General features: G+C 70.3%; 18 protein-coding genes and 1 pseudogene. 15 read left to right on the top strand and 4 right to left on the bottom strand.

The genetic code is table 11. The features are described from left to right. The 3 genes from ACWFR4_RS28355 to truA form a co-directional block, all read left to right on the top strand. Positions 1-393 (top strand): DNA-directed RNA polymerase subunit alpha C-terminal domain-containing protein (locus ACWFR4_RS28355; RefSeq protein ID WP_030045290.1); only part of this gene is annotated, 393 nt, incomplete at its 5' end. A gap of 174 nt (positions 394-567) precedes the next feature. Beyond that, the gene (gene rplQ / locus ACWFR4_RS28350; RefSeq protein ID WP_453463958.1) at positions 568-1,065 is read left to right on the top strand and encodes a 50S ribosomal protein L17; all 498 of its coding nucleotides are present in this window, start codon (positions 568-570) and stop codon (positions 1,063-1,065) included. 79 nt (positions 1,066-1,144) lie between these two features. Beyond that, positions 1,145-2,014, top strand: coding sequence for a tRNA pseudouridine(38-40) synthase TruA (gene truA, locus ACWFR4_RS28345; protein WP_453463955.1), 870 nt, complete (start codon positions 1,145-1,147; stop codon positions 2,012-2,014). 4 nt (positions 2,015-2,018) lie between these two features. On the opposite strand, the gene ACWFR4_RS28340 is transcribed toward truA, so the two are convergent. Next, a complete protein-coding gene (locus tag ACWFR4_RS28340) occupies positions 2,019-2,876 on the bottom strand; it encodes a hypothetical protein (protein WP_453655156.1) in 858 nt (285 codons plus the stop codon). 430 nt (positions 2,877-3,306) lie between these two features. Here ACWFR4_RS28340 and rplM point away from each other — a divergent pair, with 430 nt between their 5' ends. From rplM to glmM, 3 genes are all read left to right on the top strand, one after another. Next, entirely contained in the window at positions 3,307-3,750 is a 444-nt protein-coding gene (gene rplM / locus ACWFR4_RS28335) for a 50S ribosomal protein L13 (RefSeq protein ID WP_382605148.1), read from the top strand. A gap of 42 nt (positions 3,751-3,792) precedes the next feature. Beyond that, positions 3,793-4,314 carry a 30S ribosomal protein S9 gene (gene rpsI, locus ACWFR4_RS28330; protein WP_453463949.1) on the top strand — a complete coding sequence of 174 codons (522 nt, stop codon included), beginning with the start codon at positions 3,793-3,795 and terminating at the stop codon, positions 4,312-4,314. A 189-nt stretch (positions 4,315-4,503) separates the two neighbouring features. Beyond that, positions 4,504-5,862 (top strand): phosphoglucosamine mutase, encoded by a 1,359-nt coding sequence (gene glmM, locus ACWFR4_RS28325; protein ID WP_453463946.1) that lies wholly within the window; start codon positions 4,504-4,506, stop codon positions 5,860-5,862. A 14-nt stretch (positions 5,863-5,876) separates the two neighbouring features. Here glmM and ACWFR4_RS28320 read toward each other — a convergent pair. Together ACWFR4_RS28320 and coaA are read right to left on the bottom strand one after the other, a co-directional pair. After that, positions 5,877-6,537, bottom strand: a pseudogene (locus tag ACWFR4_RS28320) (DUF389 domain-containing protein). 25 nt (positions 6,538-6,562) lie between these two features. Then, a complete protein-coding gene (coaA, locus tag ACWFR4_RS28315; RefSeq protein ID WP_266676549.1) occupies positions 6,563-7,552 on the bottom strand; it encodes a type I pantothenate kinase in 990 nt (329 codons plus the stop codon). A 247-nt stretch (positions 7,553-7,799) separates the two neighbouring features. Between coaA and ACWFR4_RS28310 the strand changes: the two genes are divergently transcribed. From ACWFR4_RS28310 to ACWFR4_RS28275, 8 genes are all read left to right on the top strand, one after another. Then, complete coding sequence (locus ACWFR4_RS28310) at positions 7,800-8,033, top strand: hypothetical protein (protein ID WP_453655154.1); 234 nt, start codon at positions 7,800-7,802, stop codon at positions 8,031-8,033. Positions 8,034-8,056: 23 nt separating this feature from the next. Then, on the top strand, positions 8,057-9,916 hold the full coding sequence (gene glmS / locus ACWFR4_RS28305) for a glutamine--fructose-6-phosphate transaminase (isomerizing) (RefSeq protein ID WP_453463940.1): 1,860 nt from the start codon (positions 8,057-8,059) through the stop codon (positions 9,914-9,916). A gap of 30 nt (positions 9,917-9,946) precedes the next feature. Further along, positions 9,947-10,315 (top strand): holo-ACP synthase, encoded by a 369-nt coding sequence (locus ACWFR4_RS28300; protein ID WP_453463937.1) that lies wholly within the window; start codon positions 9,947-9,949, stop codon positions 10,313-10,315. 107 nt (positions 10,316-10,422) lie between these two features. Next, positions 10,423-11,868, top strand: coding sequence for an NAD(P)H-hydrate dehydratase (locus ACWFR4_RS28295; RefSeq protein ID WP_453655153.1), 1,446 nt, complete (start codon positions 10,423-10,425; stop codon positions 11,866-11,868). 157 nt (positions 11,869-12,025) lie between these two features. Beyond that, the gene (alr, locus tag ACWFR4_RS28290; protein WP_453463931.1) at positions 12,026-13,189 is read left to right on the top strand and encodes an alanine racemase; all 1,164 of its coding nucleotides are present in this window, start codon (positions 12,026-12,028) and stop codon (positions 13,187-13,189) included. Further along, positions 13,182-14,387, top strand: coding sequence for an alpha/beta fold hydrolase (locus ACWFR4_RS28285; protein ID WP_453463928.1), 1,206 nt, complete (start codon positions 13,182-13,184; stop codon positions 14,385-14,387). Before alr ends, ACWFR4_RS28285 begins: the two co-directional genes overlap by 8 nt. Next, the gene (gene tsaE, locus ACWFR4_RS28280; RefSeq protein ID WP_453463925.1) at positions 14,359-14,874 is read left to right on the top strand and encodes a tRNA (adenosine(37)-N6)-threonylcarbamoyltransferase complex ATPase subunit type 1 TsaE; all 516 of its coding nucleotides are present in this window, start codon (positions 14,359-14,361) and stop codon (positions 14,872-14,874) included. Before ACWFR4_RS28285 ends, tsaE begins: the two co-directional genes overlap by 29 nt. A gap of 135 nt (positions 14,875-15,009) precedes the next feature. Next, on the top strand, positions 15,010-15,228 hold the full coding sequence (locus ACWFR4_RS28275) for a hypothetical protein (protein WP_453463922.1): 219 nt from the start codon (positions 15,010-15,012) through the stop codon (positions 15,226-15,228). Between the two features lie 32 nt (positions 15,229-15,260). Here ACWFR4_RS28275 and ACWFR4_RS28270 read toward each other — a convergent pair whose 3' ends face one another. After that, positions 15,261-15,815, bottom strand: a complete 555-nt coding sequence (locus tag ACWFR4_RS28270; protein ID WP_453655151.1) for a hypothetical protein — start codon at positions 15,813-15,815, stop codon at positions 15,261-15,263. A gap of 108 nt (positions 15,816-15,923) precedes the next feature. On the opposite strand from ACWFR4_RS28270, the gene tsaB reads away from it, so the two are divergent. After that, positions 15,924-16,577 (top strand): tRNA (adenosine(37)-N6)-threonylcarbamoyltransferase complex dimerization subunit type 1 TsaB, encoded by a 654-nt coding sequence (tsaB, locus tag ACWFR4_RS28265; RefSeq protein ID WP_453463916.1) that lies wholly within the window; start codon positions 15,924-15,926, stop codon positions 16,575-16,577. Position 16,578: the final 1 nt, after the last annotated feature.

The raw sequence follows: 16,578 nt of genomic DNA, 5'->3' as shown, positions 1-16,578 counted from the left end.
GCCGGTAAGACCCTGGTCGAGCTGTTCGGTCTCGCCCGCGAGCTGAACATCGACGCCGAGGGCATCGACATGGGCCCGTCCCCCACGGACGCCGCCCTGGCCGCCGATCTGGCGCTGCCGATCGAGGAGCTCGAGCTCACCGTTCGGTCGTACAACTGCCTCAAGCGCGAGGGCATCCACTCCGTGGGTGAGCTCGTCGCCCGCTCCGAGGCCGACCTGCTCGACATCCGCAACTTCGGTGCGAAGTCGATCGACGAGGTCAAGGCGAAGCTGGCCGGTATGGGCCTCGCGCTGAAGGACTCGCCTCCCGGGTTCGACCCGACCGCCGCCGCTGACGCCTTCGGCGCCGACGACGACGCGGACGCCGGCTTTGTGGAGACCGAGCAGTACTAGTCGCCTTCGGCGGGGTGCTCGCATTGCCGTGGCAGCCCCGCCGTTGTCGCTGAGGCTTTGTCCTCGAACGCCGGACGGGCTGAAAAGGCCCGCCCGGCACCATCCTCCAGGCGCCCGCCTGTGGGGAACTGACTCCGGTACCTGATACGGCCGGTGCAGAGAAGGAGAAACACCATGCCGCGTCCCGCCAAGGGTGCCCGTCTGGGCGGCAGTGCTGCGCACGAGAAGCTGCTTCTCGCGAACCTCGCGAAGTCGCTCTTCGAGCACGGCAAGATCACGACGACCGAGGCCAAGGCCCGTCGTCTGCGTCCGTACGCGGAGCGTCTGGTCACCAAGGCGAAGAAGGGCGACCTTCACAACCGCCGTCAGGTGCTCCAGGTCATCACCGACAAGAGCGTCATCCACACGCTCTTCACGGAGATCGCCCCGCGCTACGAGAACCGCCCGGGTGGCTACACCCGTATCACCAAGATCGGTAACCGCCGTGGCGACAACGCGCCCATGGCTGTCATCGAGCTGGTCGAGGCGCTGACGGTTTCGCAGCAGGCCACCGGTGAGGCCGAGGCCGCCACCAAGCGTGCCGCCAAGGACGCCGAGGCTGCCGCTCCGGCCGCCGAGGTCGTCGAGGACGCCGCAGCGGTCGAGGCCGCCGAGGAGTCCAAGGACGCCTGAGGCTCTGCCTTGATGTGAGCGGGTCCGCCCTTCGGGGCGGGCCCGCTTTCGTATTGCCTTCGCCTGAGAGGATCTGTGAGTGAGTGACGAGGTAGAGCCCGGGTTCGTGCGGGTGCGGCTTGATCTGTCGTACGACGGCAAGGACTTCTCCGGGTGGGCGAAGCAGGCCAGCGGCCGGCGGACCGTGCAGGGTGAGATCGAGGACGCGCTGAAGACCGTGACCCGGTCCGCGCAGACGTACGAGCTGACCGTGGCCGGGCGGACCGACGCGGGGGTGCACGCGCGCGGGCAGGTCGCGCATGTCGATCTGCCGGAGGACGTCTGGGCCGAGCACCAGGACAAGCTCCTGCGCCGGCTCGCGGGGCGGCTGCCGCACGATGTGCGGGTGTGGAAGGTGGCTCAGGCGCCGAGCGGGTTCAACGCGCGCTTCGCCGCCGTGTGGCGTCGGTACGTGTACCGGGTGACCGACAACCCGGGCGGAGTCGATCCGCTGCTGCGCAGTCATGTGCTCTGGCACGACTGGGAGTTGGACCTCGACGCGATGAACGCGGCCGCCGAGAAGCTGCTCGGGGAGCACGACTTCGCCGCGTACTGCAAGCGGCGCGAGGGCGCGACGACGATCCGTACGCTCCAGGAGCTGCGGTGGGAGCGGTCGCCCGACGGGATCCTCGAAGCGACCGTCCGGGCCGACGCGTTCTGCCACAACATGGTGCGCTCGCTGGTCGGCGCGATGCTGTTCGTCGGTGACGGGCACCGGCCGCCGGACTGGCCCGCGAAGGTCCTGGCCGCCGGCGTACGGGACTCGGCGGTGCACGTGGTGCGGCCGCACGGCCTGACGCTGGAGGAAGTCGGTTACCCCGCCGACGAGTTGCTCGCGGCGCGCAGCAAGGAGGCCAGGAACAAGCGGTCGCTGCCGGGAGCGCCCTTCTCGGAGCCGGGGTGCTGCTGAGCCCCTACTGGGGCGCCTCGGCCGCGGCGGAGGCCTGCGCCTCGCCGCGCCGGGTGATCTGACGGAACGTGAACTCGGCGAGGTCGTCACCGGTGGTGAAGACGGCGCGGTCCTTGGTGGTGACGTCCCGGCCGCCGCTGGTGAACCCGGCGGTGGTGAAGTACGCGTAGCGGCCGTACGAGTTGGTGGTCGAGCGGCAGATCGTCGTACGGCAGAACGCGGGGACGCCCGAGCCGGACAGGGAGGTCACGGTGCCCTTGGTGTACTGGTTCTTGGCCTTGGTGGCCTCGGCCTCCGTGTCGAAGACGGCGACGCCGACGGTGACCGCGACGCCGTCCTTCGCGTAGGTGGCGCGGATCAGGCGCGTGCAGTCGTTGCCGGTCAGGACGCCGCCGAGCGCGCCCTGGGTGACCGAGGCGCAGCTCTTGGTGCTGGACGTGGCGCCCTTCTTGTAGACGCGGTCGCCGACGGTGAGCTTGGTGCCGGGGAAGAGGGTGTCCGCGCCGAGCGGGGCCTTGTCCTTCTTGGCGCTGGAGATGAAGTCCTTGGGGTCGAGCGGGGGCGGCGGCGTGGTCTCCGCGAACGTCGGGTCCGCCGGGGCCGTGTCGCTCGGGATGTCCGCGGTCGTCGGCAGCTGGTCGGCGGGCTTGTTCGAGGCCGAGTTGTTGCCGTTGGCGGAGACGATCGCGAACGCGACGGCCGAGCCGACGGCGACCGTGGCGAGCGCGCCACCGCCGATCATCAGCCAGCGGCGGCGCCGCGCGCGTGCCTCGGACGCTTCGGCGAGCGCCGCCCAGTCCGGTCCCTGTGAACCACCACTGCCCCCGGAACCCCACTGGGGTCCCCCCTGCCCAAAGCTCATGGGGCGCATCTTAGACCGACGCGCAGGGGGTGCCGGGGCGCGGTGGGGAAGGGTGTGCGCAGGGTGTGGCCGATCTTGTGTGTGCCGTGTGAGCGCTTCTTGTGTGCCAGGGGTCACGCTCGTGCGGCGCTGCCTGCGGCGACGTGCGGTTACTCTGGTAGACGGCAGGGCCGCCCAGTGCGGCGGATCCGGCGGTGCCGGTGTCCAGGTCCGCGTTTTGACCCGTACGGGGAAGCGAGGGTATCCTGCCTAGTCGTTGTGTGTATTGGCTTGCTCACTCTCGCGTGAGGGGCCATGCGCAGGTTCCCTGGAGCAGTAACCAGTGGGCGGCATACGGGCGCTGAACCCGGCACTGTCGTCCCCAGCTGCACGATCGCTTCAGTGATGCCACTTTCAGCACCCATCCACTGAAGAAGAAGAAGGCTGCTAAGTGCGTACGTACAGCCCCAAGCCCGGCGACATCACTCGCCAGTGGTACGTCATCGACGCCCAGGATGTCGTCCTGGGTCGTCTGGCGACCACTGCCGCGAACATCCTGCGGGGCAAGCACAAGCCGATCTACGCCCCCCACGTCGATGCTGGTGACTTCGTCATCATCATCAACGCGGACAAGGTGCACCTCTCCGGCAACAAGAAGACCCAGAAGATGGCGTACCGCCACTCCGGCTACCCGGGTGGTCTGCGCTCCGTCCGTTACGACGAGCTGCTGGCCAAGAACCCCGAGAAGGCCGTCGAGAAGGCCATCAAGGGCATGATCCCCAAGAACACCCTGGGCCGTCAGGTGCTCTCGAAGCTGAAGGTCTACTCGGGCGACCAGCACCCCCACGCTGCCCAGCAGCCGGTGCCGTTCGAGATCACCCAGGTCGCGCAGTAGTTCCGGCCACCCCCAAAGACGAAAAAGAATCTGAGGAGCATCGTGGCCGAGACCACCGTTGAGCAGCCGGTCGAAGAGACCGAGATTGTCGACGTCGAGCAGTACACCACCGAGTCCGAGGTCCCCGTCGAGGGCGAGTACACCTCGGAGTCGAACGCCGCGCGCTTCGGCGACCCGCAGCCGGCCGCCGGCCTGGGCCGTCGCAAGAACGCCATCGCGCGCGTTCGCATCGTGCCCGGCACGGGCAAGTGGAAGGTCAACGGGCGCACGCTCGAGGGCTACTTCCCGAACAAGGTCCACCAGCAGGAAGTCAACGAGCCCTTCAAGGTGCTCGAGCTCGACAACCGCTACGACGTCATCGCCCGCATCTCGGGTGGCGGCGTCTCCGGTCAGGCCGGTGCGCTCCGTCTCGGTGTCGCCCGTGCGCTGAACGAGGCCGACGTCGACAACAACCGCGCCGCCCTCAAGAAGGCCGGTTACCTCAAGCGTGACGACCGTGCGGTCGAGCGCAAGAAGGCCGGTCTCAAGAAGGCCCGTAAGGCCCCGCAGTACAGCAAGCGCTAAATCGCTGCTGCTTGTTCGTTTCGTTCGCCCCGGCGGCACGCTGTGTGCCGCCGGGGCGTTCGTCTATAGCGGGCCCGGGCGTATATGGGCACAAGGTGCTCATAATAACGACACAAGGTGCTCATAAGTTTTCATGCTCGGATGATTTCCGACGCTTCTTCGAGAATTGCGAAAGTTCGGAGGACACCAGTGGGACGACTGTTCGGCACGGACGGCGTACGAGGTGTCGCCAACGCGGATCTGACGGCCGAGCTCGCGCTCGGACTCTCCGTGGCGGCGGCTCATGTACTCGGCGAGGCGGGGACGTTCGAGGGGCATCGTCCCGTGGCCGTGGTCGGTCGTGACCCGCGGGCTTCGGGCGAGTTCCTCGAGGCCGCGGTCGTCGCGGGTCTGGCGAGCGCGGGCGTCGACGTCCTGCGGGTCGGCGTGCTGCCCACCCCCGCGGTGGCGCATCTCACCGGCGCGCTGGGCGCCGACCTCGGCGTGATGCTGTCCGCCAGTCACAACGCGATGCCGGACAACGGCATCAAGTTCTTCGCGCGCGGCGGCCACAAGCTCGCCGACGAGCTGGAGGACCGTATCGAGCAGGTCTACGAGCAGCACCGCACCGGTGCGCCGTGGGACCGCCCGACCGGTGCCGGCGTCGGCCGCGTGAACTCGTACGACGCGGGTGCCGAACAGTACGTCGCCCACCTCATCGGTGTGCTGCCCAACCGCCTCGAGGGACTGCGGATCGTCCTGGACGAGGCGCACGGCGCGGCGGCGCGGGTCTCGCCCGAGGCGTTCACGCGGGCCGGTGCCCAGATCGTCACGATCGGCGCCGACCCGGACGGCCTGAACATCAACGACGGCTGCGGCTCCACCCACCTCGACCTGCTGAAGGCCGCCGTCGTCGAGCACGGCGCCGACCTCGGCATCGCGCACGACGGTGACGCCGACCGCTGCCTGGCCGTCGACCACACGGGCGCCGAGATCGACGGGGACCAGATCCTCGCCGTGCTCGCCCTGTCGATGCGGGAGCACGGTGCCCTGCGCCAGGACACCGTTGTCGCGACCGTCATGTCGAACCTCGGCTTCAAGCTGGCCATGGAGCGCGAGGGCATCGAGTTCGTGGCGACCGGCGTCGGCGACCGGTACGTCCTGGAGTCGATGAAGGAGCACGGGTACGCGCTCGGCGGCGAGCAGTCCGGGCACGTGATCATCCTCGACCACGCGACGACCGGCGACGGCACGCTCACGGGTCTGCTGCTCGCGGCCCGCGTCGCCCAGACCGGCCGCACCCTCCAGGACCTCGCCTCCGTCATGGAGCGCCTGCCTCAGGTTCTGGTCAATGTGCGCGACGTCGACAAGTCCCGCGTCACGACGTCCGCCGAGCTGGCCGCCGCCGTCACCGACGCCGAGCGCGAGCTGGGCGCGACGGGCCGGGTGCTGCTGCGTTCGTCCGGCACGGAGCCGCTGGTCCGCGTCATGGTCGAGGCCGCCGACATCGAGCAGGCCCGCTCGATCGCCGGTCGCCTCGCCGATGTCGTCAAGTCCGCGCTGGGCTAAGGCAGTTCACTGCGTCAGGCCGGTCCGGCCGCAGGAGCGGCACGCTTGCGCCGTGTCGCCCAGAACCACTTCTGGGCGAGCAGCGTGAGCGTGTCGGCCAGGGTGATGCCGCCGAGGTTCGCGAGGAGCCGGCCGGTCGAGCCCCACGTCTGGGCGTAGTCGCTGTACGCGAACGCCACCGCCGCGTTCGCCGCCGCCGGGACCGTCGTCACCGAGATGGCGACACCGATCAGGGCGCCCGACTTCGCCGACGTGAGGGACAGCGTCCCGGCGATGCCCGCGAGGAACGCCACGACGAACGACATCCAGTCCGGCTTCCAGATGAACGACGTGTTCGGCCGGTCCGCCTCGATCATCGAGCGCGTGATCAGGCCGAACAGGTCCAGGAGCCGGCTGAACCCGGCCGTGAGCACCATCGCGGCGGCGAATCCCGCCGGCAGCGCCCACAGCGATCGCCACACAAGGCGCGGGGCGCGCTGCAACAGCGCCGTGGAGATCCCGGCGAGGGGCCCGAACTCGGGGCCGACGGCCATCGCGCCGACGATCAGGATCGCGTTGTCCGTCGCGGGCCGTGCCCGGCACCACCACGAGATGCGTGGTGCCGACGGTCCTCTCGATCAGGCGGGCCACCGCGTCGGTCTTGTCGGCCGGCGTGATCAGTCGCAGGTGCAGCAAGCGCGAAGCGTGGCCATCCGGCTTTCTACAGCTTCCGCAGGCTCAGTCGCTGCACCTTGTGGTCGGGGCCCTTGCGCACGACGAGCGTCGCGCGGCCGCGCGTGGGCGCCACATTCTCCAGCAGGTTCGGCTTGTTGATGGTCCGCCAGGTCGTGCGCGCGTAGTCGAGCGCCTCCTCCTCGGAGACCTGCGTGTACTTGCGGAAGTACGAGGACGGGTTCTGGAAGGCCGTCTGGCGGAGCTTCTTGAACCGGTTGAGGTACCAGCGCTCGATGTCCTCGGCGCGCGCGTCCACGTACACGCTGAAGTCGAAGTAGTCGGCGAGGCCGACGCGGGTGCGGCCGTCCTTGCCGGGCATGGCCGGCTGGAGCACGTTCAGGCCCTCGACGATGAGGATGTCGGGGCGGCGGACCGTGAGCTTCTGGCCGGGCACGATGTCGTAGATCAGGTGGGAGTAGACGGGTGCCGACACCTCGTCCTTGCCCGCCTTGATGTCGGCGACGAAGCGGGTCAGGGCGCGGCGGTCGTACGACTCGGGGAAGCCCTTGCGTGACATCAGGCCGCGCCGCTCCAGCTCCTTCGTCGGCAGCAGGAAGCCGTCCGTGGTGACCAGCTCCACGCGCGGGTGCTCGGGCCAGCGGGACAGCAGCGCCTGGAGGAGGCGGGCGACGGTCGACTTGCCCACCGCCACCGAACCGGCGACCCCTATGACGAAGGGCGTGCCCGACTGGGACGCCTTCTCGACGGTCTCGCCGAGGAAGGTGTTGAGGGCGCCGCGCAGGGTGTCGGTGGCGCCGACGTAGAGATTGAGGAGGCGCGAGAGCGGGAGGTAGATGTCCCGGACCTCGTCCAGGTCGATGACATCGCCGAGGCCGCGCAGTTTCTCCAGCTCATCGGCGGTGAGGGGGAGCGGCGTCTTGTTGCGCAGCGCGCTCCACTCGGTGCGGGTGAGGTCGACGTAGGGAGTCGCCTCCGGCTTGTGCCGGTGGGCGCTCCGGGGTGCCGTCGGGGGCACGGAGACCGAAGAGATCACAGTCCATTGTTACGGCTGTGTGGACGGGGTGGGGGGTGGGGTGCGTCACCTTGGGGTCGGTGGGGTGCGTCGGAGTGGGGTTTTCGTGCATGGTTCGTGCCTGATGCGTGCTTGATACGTGCTCAATTCCAGGGGTTCCGCGGTCACAGGTCTGGACCGGGCGGGGGAACGGGGATACGTTCCCGGCATCCGGCGCCGAGCCGCGCCGTCCGGGTGGGAGGGAACCGTCATGGCCGTGCCCCGTTTGCGTGACCTCGTCCGACGCAGACCCGGACCCGGCGAGGACGACTTCGCCGGGCACGTGCGCAGCGAGCTCGCCCTCGACCTGCCCGACGAGGACCTGCGCGACGATCTCGACGACTGTCTCGACCTCTACGAGATGGGCAGCAAGCCGCGCTGCGAGGAAGTGGAGTATCTGCGTCTGCTCGAGGACGCGCGGGACCGGATCGTCTGGGGCTGCTGACCGCGCGGCCTTAGGCTGCCGCTATGTGCGGAATCGTGGGATACGTCGGATCTCAGGCGGCGCTCGACGTCGTGCTCGCCGGACTGAAGCGGCTCGAATACCGGGGTTACGACTCGGCCGGGGTCGCGGTGCTCGCCGACGGCGGCCTCGCCTCGGCCAGAAAGGCGGGCAAGCTCGCCAACCTCGAGAAGGAGCTCGTGGAGCGGCCGCTGCCGGCCGGGGCCACGGGCATCGGCCACACCCGCTGGGCCACCCACGGCGGCCCAACCGATATGAACGCGCATCCGCACCTCGACAACGCCGGCCGCGTCGCCGTCGTCCACAACGGCATCATCGAGAACTTCGCCGAGCTGCGCGCCGAGCTAGCCGAGCGCGGGCACGTCCTGGAGTCCGAGACCGACACCGAGGTCGTCGCGCATCTGCTCGCCGAGGAGTTCTCCGTGTGCGCCGACCTCGCCGAGGCGATGCGGCTCGTCTGCCGGCGCCTCGAAGGGGCGTTCACGCTGGTCGCCGTGCACGCCGACGAGCCCGACGTCGTCGTGGGCGCCCGGCGCAACTCACCGCTCGTCGTGGGCGTGGGGGAGGACGAGGCGTTCCTCGCCTCCGACGTCGCCGCCTTCATCGCCCATACGCGCTCCGCGATCGAACTGGGCCAGGACCAGGTCGTCGAGCTGCGGCGGGACGGCGTACGGGACGGGGTGACCGTCACCGACTTCGACGGGCGGCCCGCCGAGGTGCGGTCGTACCACGTCGACTGGGACGCCTCCGCCGCCGAGAAGGGCGGCTACGACTACTTCATGCTCAAGGAGATCGCCGAGCAGCCGAAGGCGGTCGCCGACACGCTGCTCGGGCGCATCGGCGTCGACGGGGCGCTGACGCTCGACGAACTCCGGATCCCCGCAGCCGTGTTGAAGGAAGTCGACAAGGTCGTGATCGTGGCGTGCGGGACCGCGTTCCACGCCGGTCTCATCGCCAAGTACGCCATCGAGCACTGGACCCGGATCCCTTGCGAGGTGGAGCTCGCGAGTGAGTTCCGGTACCGGGATCCCATTCTCGGCGGGCGCTCGCTCGTCATCGCCATCTCGCAGTCCGGCGAGACCATGGACACGCTGATGGCGCTGCGGCACGCCCGCGACCAGGGTGCGACCGTCCTCGCCATCTGCAACACGAACGGGTCGACCATTCCCCGCGAGTCCGACGCCGTTCTCTACACGCATGCCGGGCCCGAGGTCGCCGTCGCCTCCACCAAGGCGTTCCTCACGCAGCTCGTCGCCTGCTATCTCGTGGCCCTGTACCTGGGGCAGGTGCGCGGCACGAAGTGGGGGGACGAGATCCGCGCGGTGATCCGGGACCTGGCCGCCATCTCCGGTGAGGTCGAGCGCGTTCTGGAGACCATGGAGCCCGTGCGGGTGCTGGCCCGGTCGCTCTCCGACAAGCGGACCGTGCTCTTCCTGGGGCGGCATGTGGGCTATCCCGTCGCCCTTGAAGGCGCCCTGAAGCTCAAGGAGCTCGCCTATATCCACGCGGAGGGCTTCGCCGCCGGTGAACTCAAGCACGGGCCGATCGCGTTGATCGAGGACGACGTGCCTGTGGTGGTCGTCGTGCCGTCGCCCAAGGGGCGGTCCGTCCTCCACGACAAGATCGTGTCCAATATCCAGGAGATCCGGGCCCGCGGGGCGCGCACCATCGTGATCGCCGAGGAGGGGGACGAGGCGGTCGTCCCCTACGCCGACCATCTCGTACGGATCCCTGCCACCCCTACGCTCCTTCAGCCGCTGGTTGCGGCGGTGCCGTTGCAGGTGTTTGCTTGCGAGCTGGCCACGGCCCGGGGGAACGAGGTCGACCAGCCTCGCAACCTCGCCAAGTCCGTGACGGTGGAGTGAGGGGCTGGATCTGATTACTAGGGGCTGGATTTGATTATTGGGGTCGGGATCGACGTCGCCGAGATCGAGCGGTTCGAGGCCTCGCTTGCGCGTACGCCCGGAATGGCCGAACGGCTCTTCTGTGAACGGGAGTTGCTGCTTCCCAGTGGGGAGCGGCGCGGCATTGCCTCGCTGGCCGCCCGGTTCGCCGCCAAGGAGGCGCTGGCCAAGGCGCTGGGGGCGCCGGCCGGGTTGCGGTGGACCGATGCGGAGGTCTGTGTCGAGGAGAGTGGGCAGCCGCGACTGCGGGTCACCGGGACCGTTGCTGCGCGTGCCGCGGAGATGGGTGTGCGGTCGTGGCATGTGTCGCTCAGCCATGATGCCGGGGTTGCGTCGGCGGTCGTGATCGCTGAGGGGTAGGGGCTCAGGGGGCAAGGGCTGAGGGCTTCGGCCTCTCGCCGGCTTGGGCTTTGGCTTTTGGCTTCGGCCGGGGGCGAGGTGCTCCTCTGTGCGGGAGACTCGGTTCCATGCGTACCGCCTACAACGTGGACACCGTACGGACCGCCGAGCGTGCCCTCATGGCGCGGCTTCCCGAAGGCGCCCTGATGCAGAGGGCCGCCGCCGGGCTCGCCGTTGTCTGCGCCGAACTCCTAGGCAAGGTGTACGGGGCCCGGGTCGTGCTCCTCGTCGGGTCCGGGGACAACGGGGGTGACGCCCTCTACGCCGGCGCCCGGCTCGCCCGTCGTGGTGCCGCGGTAGCCGGCGTGCTCCTGGACTCCGCGCGTGTGCACCGTGCCGGGCTTGCCGCGTTCCTCTCCGCCGGGGGGCGCGTCGCCGACTCCGGTGAGCGCGCTCTCGCCGGCGCCGATCTCGTCGTCGACGGGATCGTGGGCATCGGGGGGCGGGGTGGGCTTCGCGCGGCTGCCTTGCCCGTTGTCCGTGCCGCCTTGGAGTCCCGTGCCGTTGTCGTCTCTGTGGATTTGCCCAGTGGCGTCGACGCCGACACCGGGCAGGTCGCCGGGGAGGCCGTCCGCGCCGATGTGACCGTCACCTTCGGTGCGTACAAGCCCGGGCTTCTCGTCGATCCCGGGCGGGAGTACGCCGGTGCCGTTCGGCTCGTCGAGATCGGGCTTGAACTGGGGCGTGGCGAGGGGGATCTGGAGGCCCTTCAGCACGGCGACGTGGCCAGGCTGCTGCCTGAACCCACCGGAGAGAGCGACAAGTACCGGCGTGGTGTCGTGGGCATCGTCGCCGGGTCCGCCCGCTATCCCGGTGCCGCCGTGCTTGCCGTCGCCGGGGCTCTGCGGGGTGGGGCCGGAGCCGTTCGGTACGTCGGGCCTGCGGCCGGCGCCGTCGTCTCGCGGTTCCCCGAGACCCTGGTGTCCGAAGGCGCGCCCGGGAAGGCGGGGCGGGTGCAGGCGTGGGTGGCCGGGCCCGGACTGGGTGACGACGCCTCCGGGCTCGCGGATGTCCTGGATGCGGAGGTGCCCGTTCTGATCGACGCCGATGGGCTGCGGCTCGCCGATCCTGAGGCCGTTCGGGGGCGGGCCGCGCCTACGTTGCTCACGCCTCATGCGGGGGAGGCCGCCGCGTTGTTGGGGGTTGCCCGGGAGGAGGTGGAGGCGGAGCGGCTTGCGGCTGTGCGGGAGTTGGCTGACCGGTTCTCCGCCACGGTGCTTTTGAAGGGGTCCACCACCTTGGTCGCCGGGGGGTGGGGGGAGGGTGCGGGGCGTTCGGCTCGGGTCAATTCCACGGGTACCGCCTGGCTGGCCACCGCGGGGAGTGGCGACGTGTTGTCCGGGCTTTGCGGGTCGCTGCTCGCTGCGGGGCTTGGAGCGCTCGATGCCGGGTCTGTGGGGGCCTATCTGCATGGGCTCGCTGCTCGGCGTGTGTCTGGTGGGGCGCCTGTTGTTGCTCAGGATGTGGCTGGGGGGATTGCTGGGGCCTGGGGGGATGTTCGGCGCGGGGTGTAGGGGGTGAGGGCTTGGGGCGGTGGGCTTCTGCTTCGCTCCGTGGGGGCGCTTCGCCAGGTGGTGTGGTTGCCGGCCTGGTGATTTGGGTTGGTGTGGGTGGTTTGGTGGGTGGTGGTCATGTGGGGGTGTCGGGGGGCTCTGAGACACTGGGCGCACGATGACTGAGAGAGCACCTGCCGTGGGCCGTGCCCGGGCCGAGATCGATCTGGCCGCTCTGCGGGCCAATGTGCGGTCCCTGCGCGATCGTGCGCCTGGGGCCGCCTTCATGGCTGTGGTCAAGGCTGATGCCTACGGCCACGGCATGATCCCCTGCGCGCGCGCCGCGCGGGAGGCCGGTGCCACCTGGATCGGTACGGCCACGCCCGAGGAGGCCCTCGCGGTGCGTGCCGCGGGGATCGAGGGGCGCGTCATGTGCTGGCTCTGGACGCCAGGCGGGCCCTGGCGCGAGGGCATCGAGGCCGATCTCGACATGTCCGTGAGCGGCATGTGGGCTCTGGACGAGGTCGTTGCCGCCGCTCGGGTGGTGGGGCGAGCCGCTCGTATTCAGTTGAAGGCCGATACGGGGCTCGGACGTAATGGGTGTCTGCCCGGTGACTGGCCCGAGCTTGTGCGTTCTGCCGTTGCCGCGGAGCGCGAGGGGCTTGTTGTCGTCACGGGGCTCTGGTCCCACTTCGCCTGTGCCGATGAGCCGGGGCATCCGTCGATTGCCGCTCAGTTGGACTGTTTTCGCGAGATGGTCTCCTTCGCGGAGAGGGCCGGGGTTCGGCCTGAGGTCCGGCATATTGCCAATTCGCCGGGGACCCTGACTCTGCCTGAGACCCATTTCGATCTGGTGCGGCCCGGCATCGCCATGTACGGGATCTCGCCCAGCCCCGAGATCGGCACGCCGGCGGACTTCGGGCTGCGGCCCGTCATGACCCTGTCCGCCTCGCTCGCCCTGGTGAAGCACGCCCCGGGTGGGCTCGGCGTCAGTTACGGGCATCACTACGTCACCCCGGGCGAGACCACCCTGGGGCTCGTGCCCCTCGGGTACGGGGACGGGATCCCCCGGCATGCCTCGGGGACCGGGCCCGTGCTCATCGGGGGCAAGCTGCGTACCGTCGCCGGGCGCGTCGCCATGGACCAGTTCGTCGTCGATCTAGGTGGCGACGAGCCGGCGGCCGGGGACGAGGCCGTGCTGTTCGGGCCCGGAGACCGGGGCGAGCCGACCGCCGAGGACTGGGCGCAGGCCGCCGGCACCATCGCGTACGAGATCGTCACCCGGATCGGGGCGCGTGTTCCGCGCGTCTATGTGGACGACGGAGGAGCGGCACGTGAGTGAGAGCAGCGCCGGAGTCACGGCGGCCGTCGCGAGCTGGCGGCGGGCCGGGCTCGCCGGCGCCGCGATAGGTGTCGTCGCGGCCGGTGCCGCTGCCGGTGTCGCCGTGGAGCGGCTCACCGTCGGCCGCGGCATGCGCAGAAAGGCACGGCTCGCGCTTGATGCCTCCGGACCCTACGGGGCTCTGCGCGGCACCCCCGGCAAGGCCTGTGCCGAGGACGGCACCGAGCTCTACTACGAGGTCGAGGAAGTGGAGGCCGAGGGCGGTGCCGGCCCTCGCAGGCGTCGTCTTTTCGGCCGTAAGGCCCCCGCGCCGGTCACCGTGGTCTTCAGTCACGGGTACTGCCTCAATCAGGACTCCTGGCATTTCCAGCGTGCCGCCCTGCGGGGCGTGGTGCGCTCCGTCTACTGGGATCAGCGCAGCCATGGGCGGTCCGGGCGCGGGGTCGAGCAGGCCGACGGCGGGCCCGACGTCACCATCGACCAGCTCGGGCGCGATCTGAAGGCCGTCATCGACGCCGCCGCCCCCGAAGGGCCGCTCGTCCTCGTCGGGCACTCCATGGGCGGCATGACCGTGATGGCGTTCGCCGACCAGTTTCCCGAGGTCGTGGCCGAGCGCGTCGTCGGCGTCGCCCTCGTCGGGACCTCCTCCGGCAGGCTCGGCGAGGTCAGCTACGGGCTGCCCGTGGTCGGCGTCAACGCCGTCCGGCGCGTGCTCCCCGGCGTCCTGAAGGTCCTGGGCCAGCGCGCCGACCTCGTGGAGAGGGGGCGTCGTGCGACCGCCGACCTGTTCGCCGGCATCATCAAGCGCTACTCGTTCGCCTCACGTGACGTCGATCCCGCCGTCGTCCGCTTCGCCGAGCGCATGATCGAGAGCACGCCGATCGACGTCGTCGCCGAGTTCTACCCCGCCTTCCAGGAGCACGAGAAGACCGCGGCCATCGAGCGGTTCGCGCAGCTTCCCGTCCTCGTACTGGCCGGCGACCAGGATCTCGTCACCCCCAGTGAGCACAGCGAGGCCATCGCCGGGCTGCTCCCCGACGCCGAGCTGGTGCTCGTGCCCGACGCCGGACACCTGGTGATGCTGGAGCACCCCGAGGCCGTCACCGACCGGCTGGCCGACCTCCTCGCGCGCACGGGAGCCGTTCCCGCAGGGGCTACCGTGGGAAGTTATGGAGACACCGCACAGCCCGGCAGCTGACGCCGCCACCGCCTCGATCACCGTCAACTCGCCCACCCATATGGGGGATTTGGGCCGCCGCCTCGCCAAGCTGCTGCGCCCGGGCGACCTCGTCATGCTCACCGGCGAGCTGGGCGCGGGCAAGACCACGCTGGCCCGCGGGCTCGGCGAGGGCCTCGGCGTGCGGGGCGCCGTGACCTCTCCGACCTTCGTCATCGCCCGCGTCCACCCGCCCCTCGGCGACGGACCCGCACTGGTGCACGTGGACGCGTACCGGCTCGGCGGCGGGCTCGACGAGATGGAGGACCTCGACCTCGACGTCTCGCTGCCCGACTCCGTGATCGTCGTCGAGTGGGGCGACGGCAAGGTCGAGGACCTCGCCGACGACCGGCTCCATGTGGTGATTCACCGTGCCATGGGGGACACGGACGACGAGGTGCGCTCCGTGACGTTCCGTGGCCTCGGGGCGCGCTGGGCCGGCACCGGCCTGGAGGCTCTGGCCGCCTGACCCTCGTACCTTCACCCGAACGTTCCGACATGGCGTCGGCAAAATGTTGCGCGGTGTGCGCTCGGCATGGTCACATGGAGACCAGTCCTGGTTAGGTCTACCTAACTTTGCTGCCCCGGAGCCCAGGAGGCATCCATGTCGGCTTCAGAACGTGACGTGCCGCAGCAGCCCCGCGTGGTGCCGGGGCGCGGGGACATGTCCGGGATCGCCGCCTCGGGGCTGTCCATGAGCGATCTGCTCGCGTCCTGTGCCGCCGCCTCGGCCGTGTCCACACCGCCTGCCGTCGAGGAGGGGGAGGGGGAGGCCGAGGGTACGGGTGCCTGCGCCGGTGAGGAGCGTCGCGACGCCGCGTGAGGGTTTTTGTGTCGTGCGTCGGATGACGGGTTCTACTGGACCACGACGATCTTCTTGCCGATCGTCGCGAACTCCCACATCGCGTCGCCGTCCGCCCGCTTCTCGCGGATGCCGCCCGTCTTCTTGGCCGGGTCCGGCTTGGGCGCCGAGCCGTCGACCGCCGCGCTGAAGCCGATCGCGATGCCGTCGACATTCGCGAACCGCACGACGTGCTCGATCGGTACGCCGTCGCTGCCGGTGATCGAAGCCGAGCGCGACGTCACCACGTACTTGCCGACCGGCGGGTCCACCGTGCTCGGCGTCACCGTGAAGACGCGCTGCGCCTTGCCGCCCTCCGCGATCAGCCACACCCGGTCGTCGCCCACGGAGTAGACGACCCGCTCACCGGTGCCGGACCGCGCGGGTACCGCCGTCAGGTCCTTTGTGTCCTTGGGGGAGTGGGAGGCGGCCGTGGAGGGGGTCTTCCCGGCCTTCGGCGGGGCCAGGCTGTCCGGCGCGCTGGCCGAGGCCTGGTAGGCGAGGAAGCCGACCACGGCGAGCGCCGCCGCGGTGAGCCCGGCCACGAATCCCGAGCTGCTCCGTGCCACCTGTTTGCCCACCTCTCGTGCCCGTACGTCTTTGTGGTGACGGTAGCAGCAGGGGTGCGGCTCACCGGGGCGGCCGTGGGCGGGGCGCCGGAGCCGTAGGCTGTTTGCGTGCTGTTGCTCGCGCTGGATACCGCCACCCCCGCCGTCACCGTCGCCCTGCACGACGGCTCGTCCGTCGTCGCCGCATCGAGCCAGGTGGACGCCCGCCGGCACGGGGAGCTGCTGCTGCCCGCCGTCGACCGGGTGCTCGCCGAGGCCGGCGTCAGACTCGACGCCGTCACCGGCATCGTCGTCGGCGTGGGCCCCGGCCCCTACACCGGGCTCCGCGTCGGCCTGATGACCGCCGACACCTTCGGGCTCGCCCTCGGTGTGCCCGTCCACGGTCTGTGCACGCTGGACGGGCTCGCCTACGCCGCCGAGGTCGACGGCCCCTTCGTCGTCGCCACGGACGCGCGGCGCAAGGAGGTCTACTGGGCGCGCTACGAGGACGCGCGCACCCGCGTCACCGAGCCCGCCGTCGACCGCCCCGCCGACATCGCCGAGCAGGTCGCGGGCCTTCCCGCGGTCGGCGCCGGCGCCGTGCTGTACCCGGACACGTTCCCGGACGCGCGCGCCCCCGAGAACGTGTCGGCGGCCGCCCTCGCCGCCCTCGCCGCCGAGAAGCTCGGCGCCGGCGAGGAGCTCGAGGCGCCGCGCCCCCTGTATCTGCGCCGGCCCGACGCGCAGGTGCCCAAGAACTACAAGGTGGTCACTCCGAAGTGAG

It is taken from the genome of Streptomyces sp. NPDC055140, from assembly GCF_053607285.1.
This window is presented reverse-complemented; position numbering and strand designations above follow the sequence as displayed.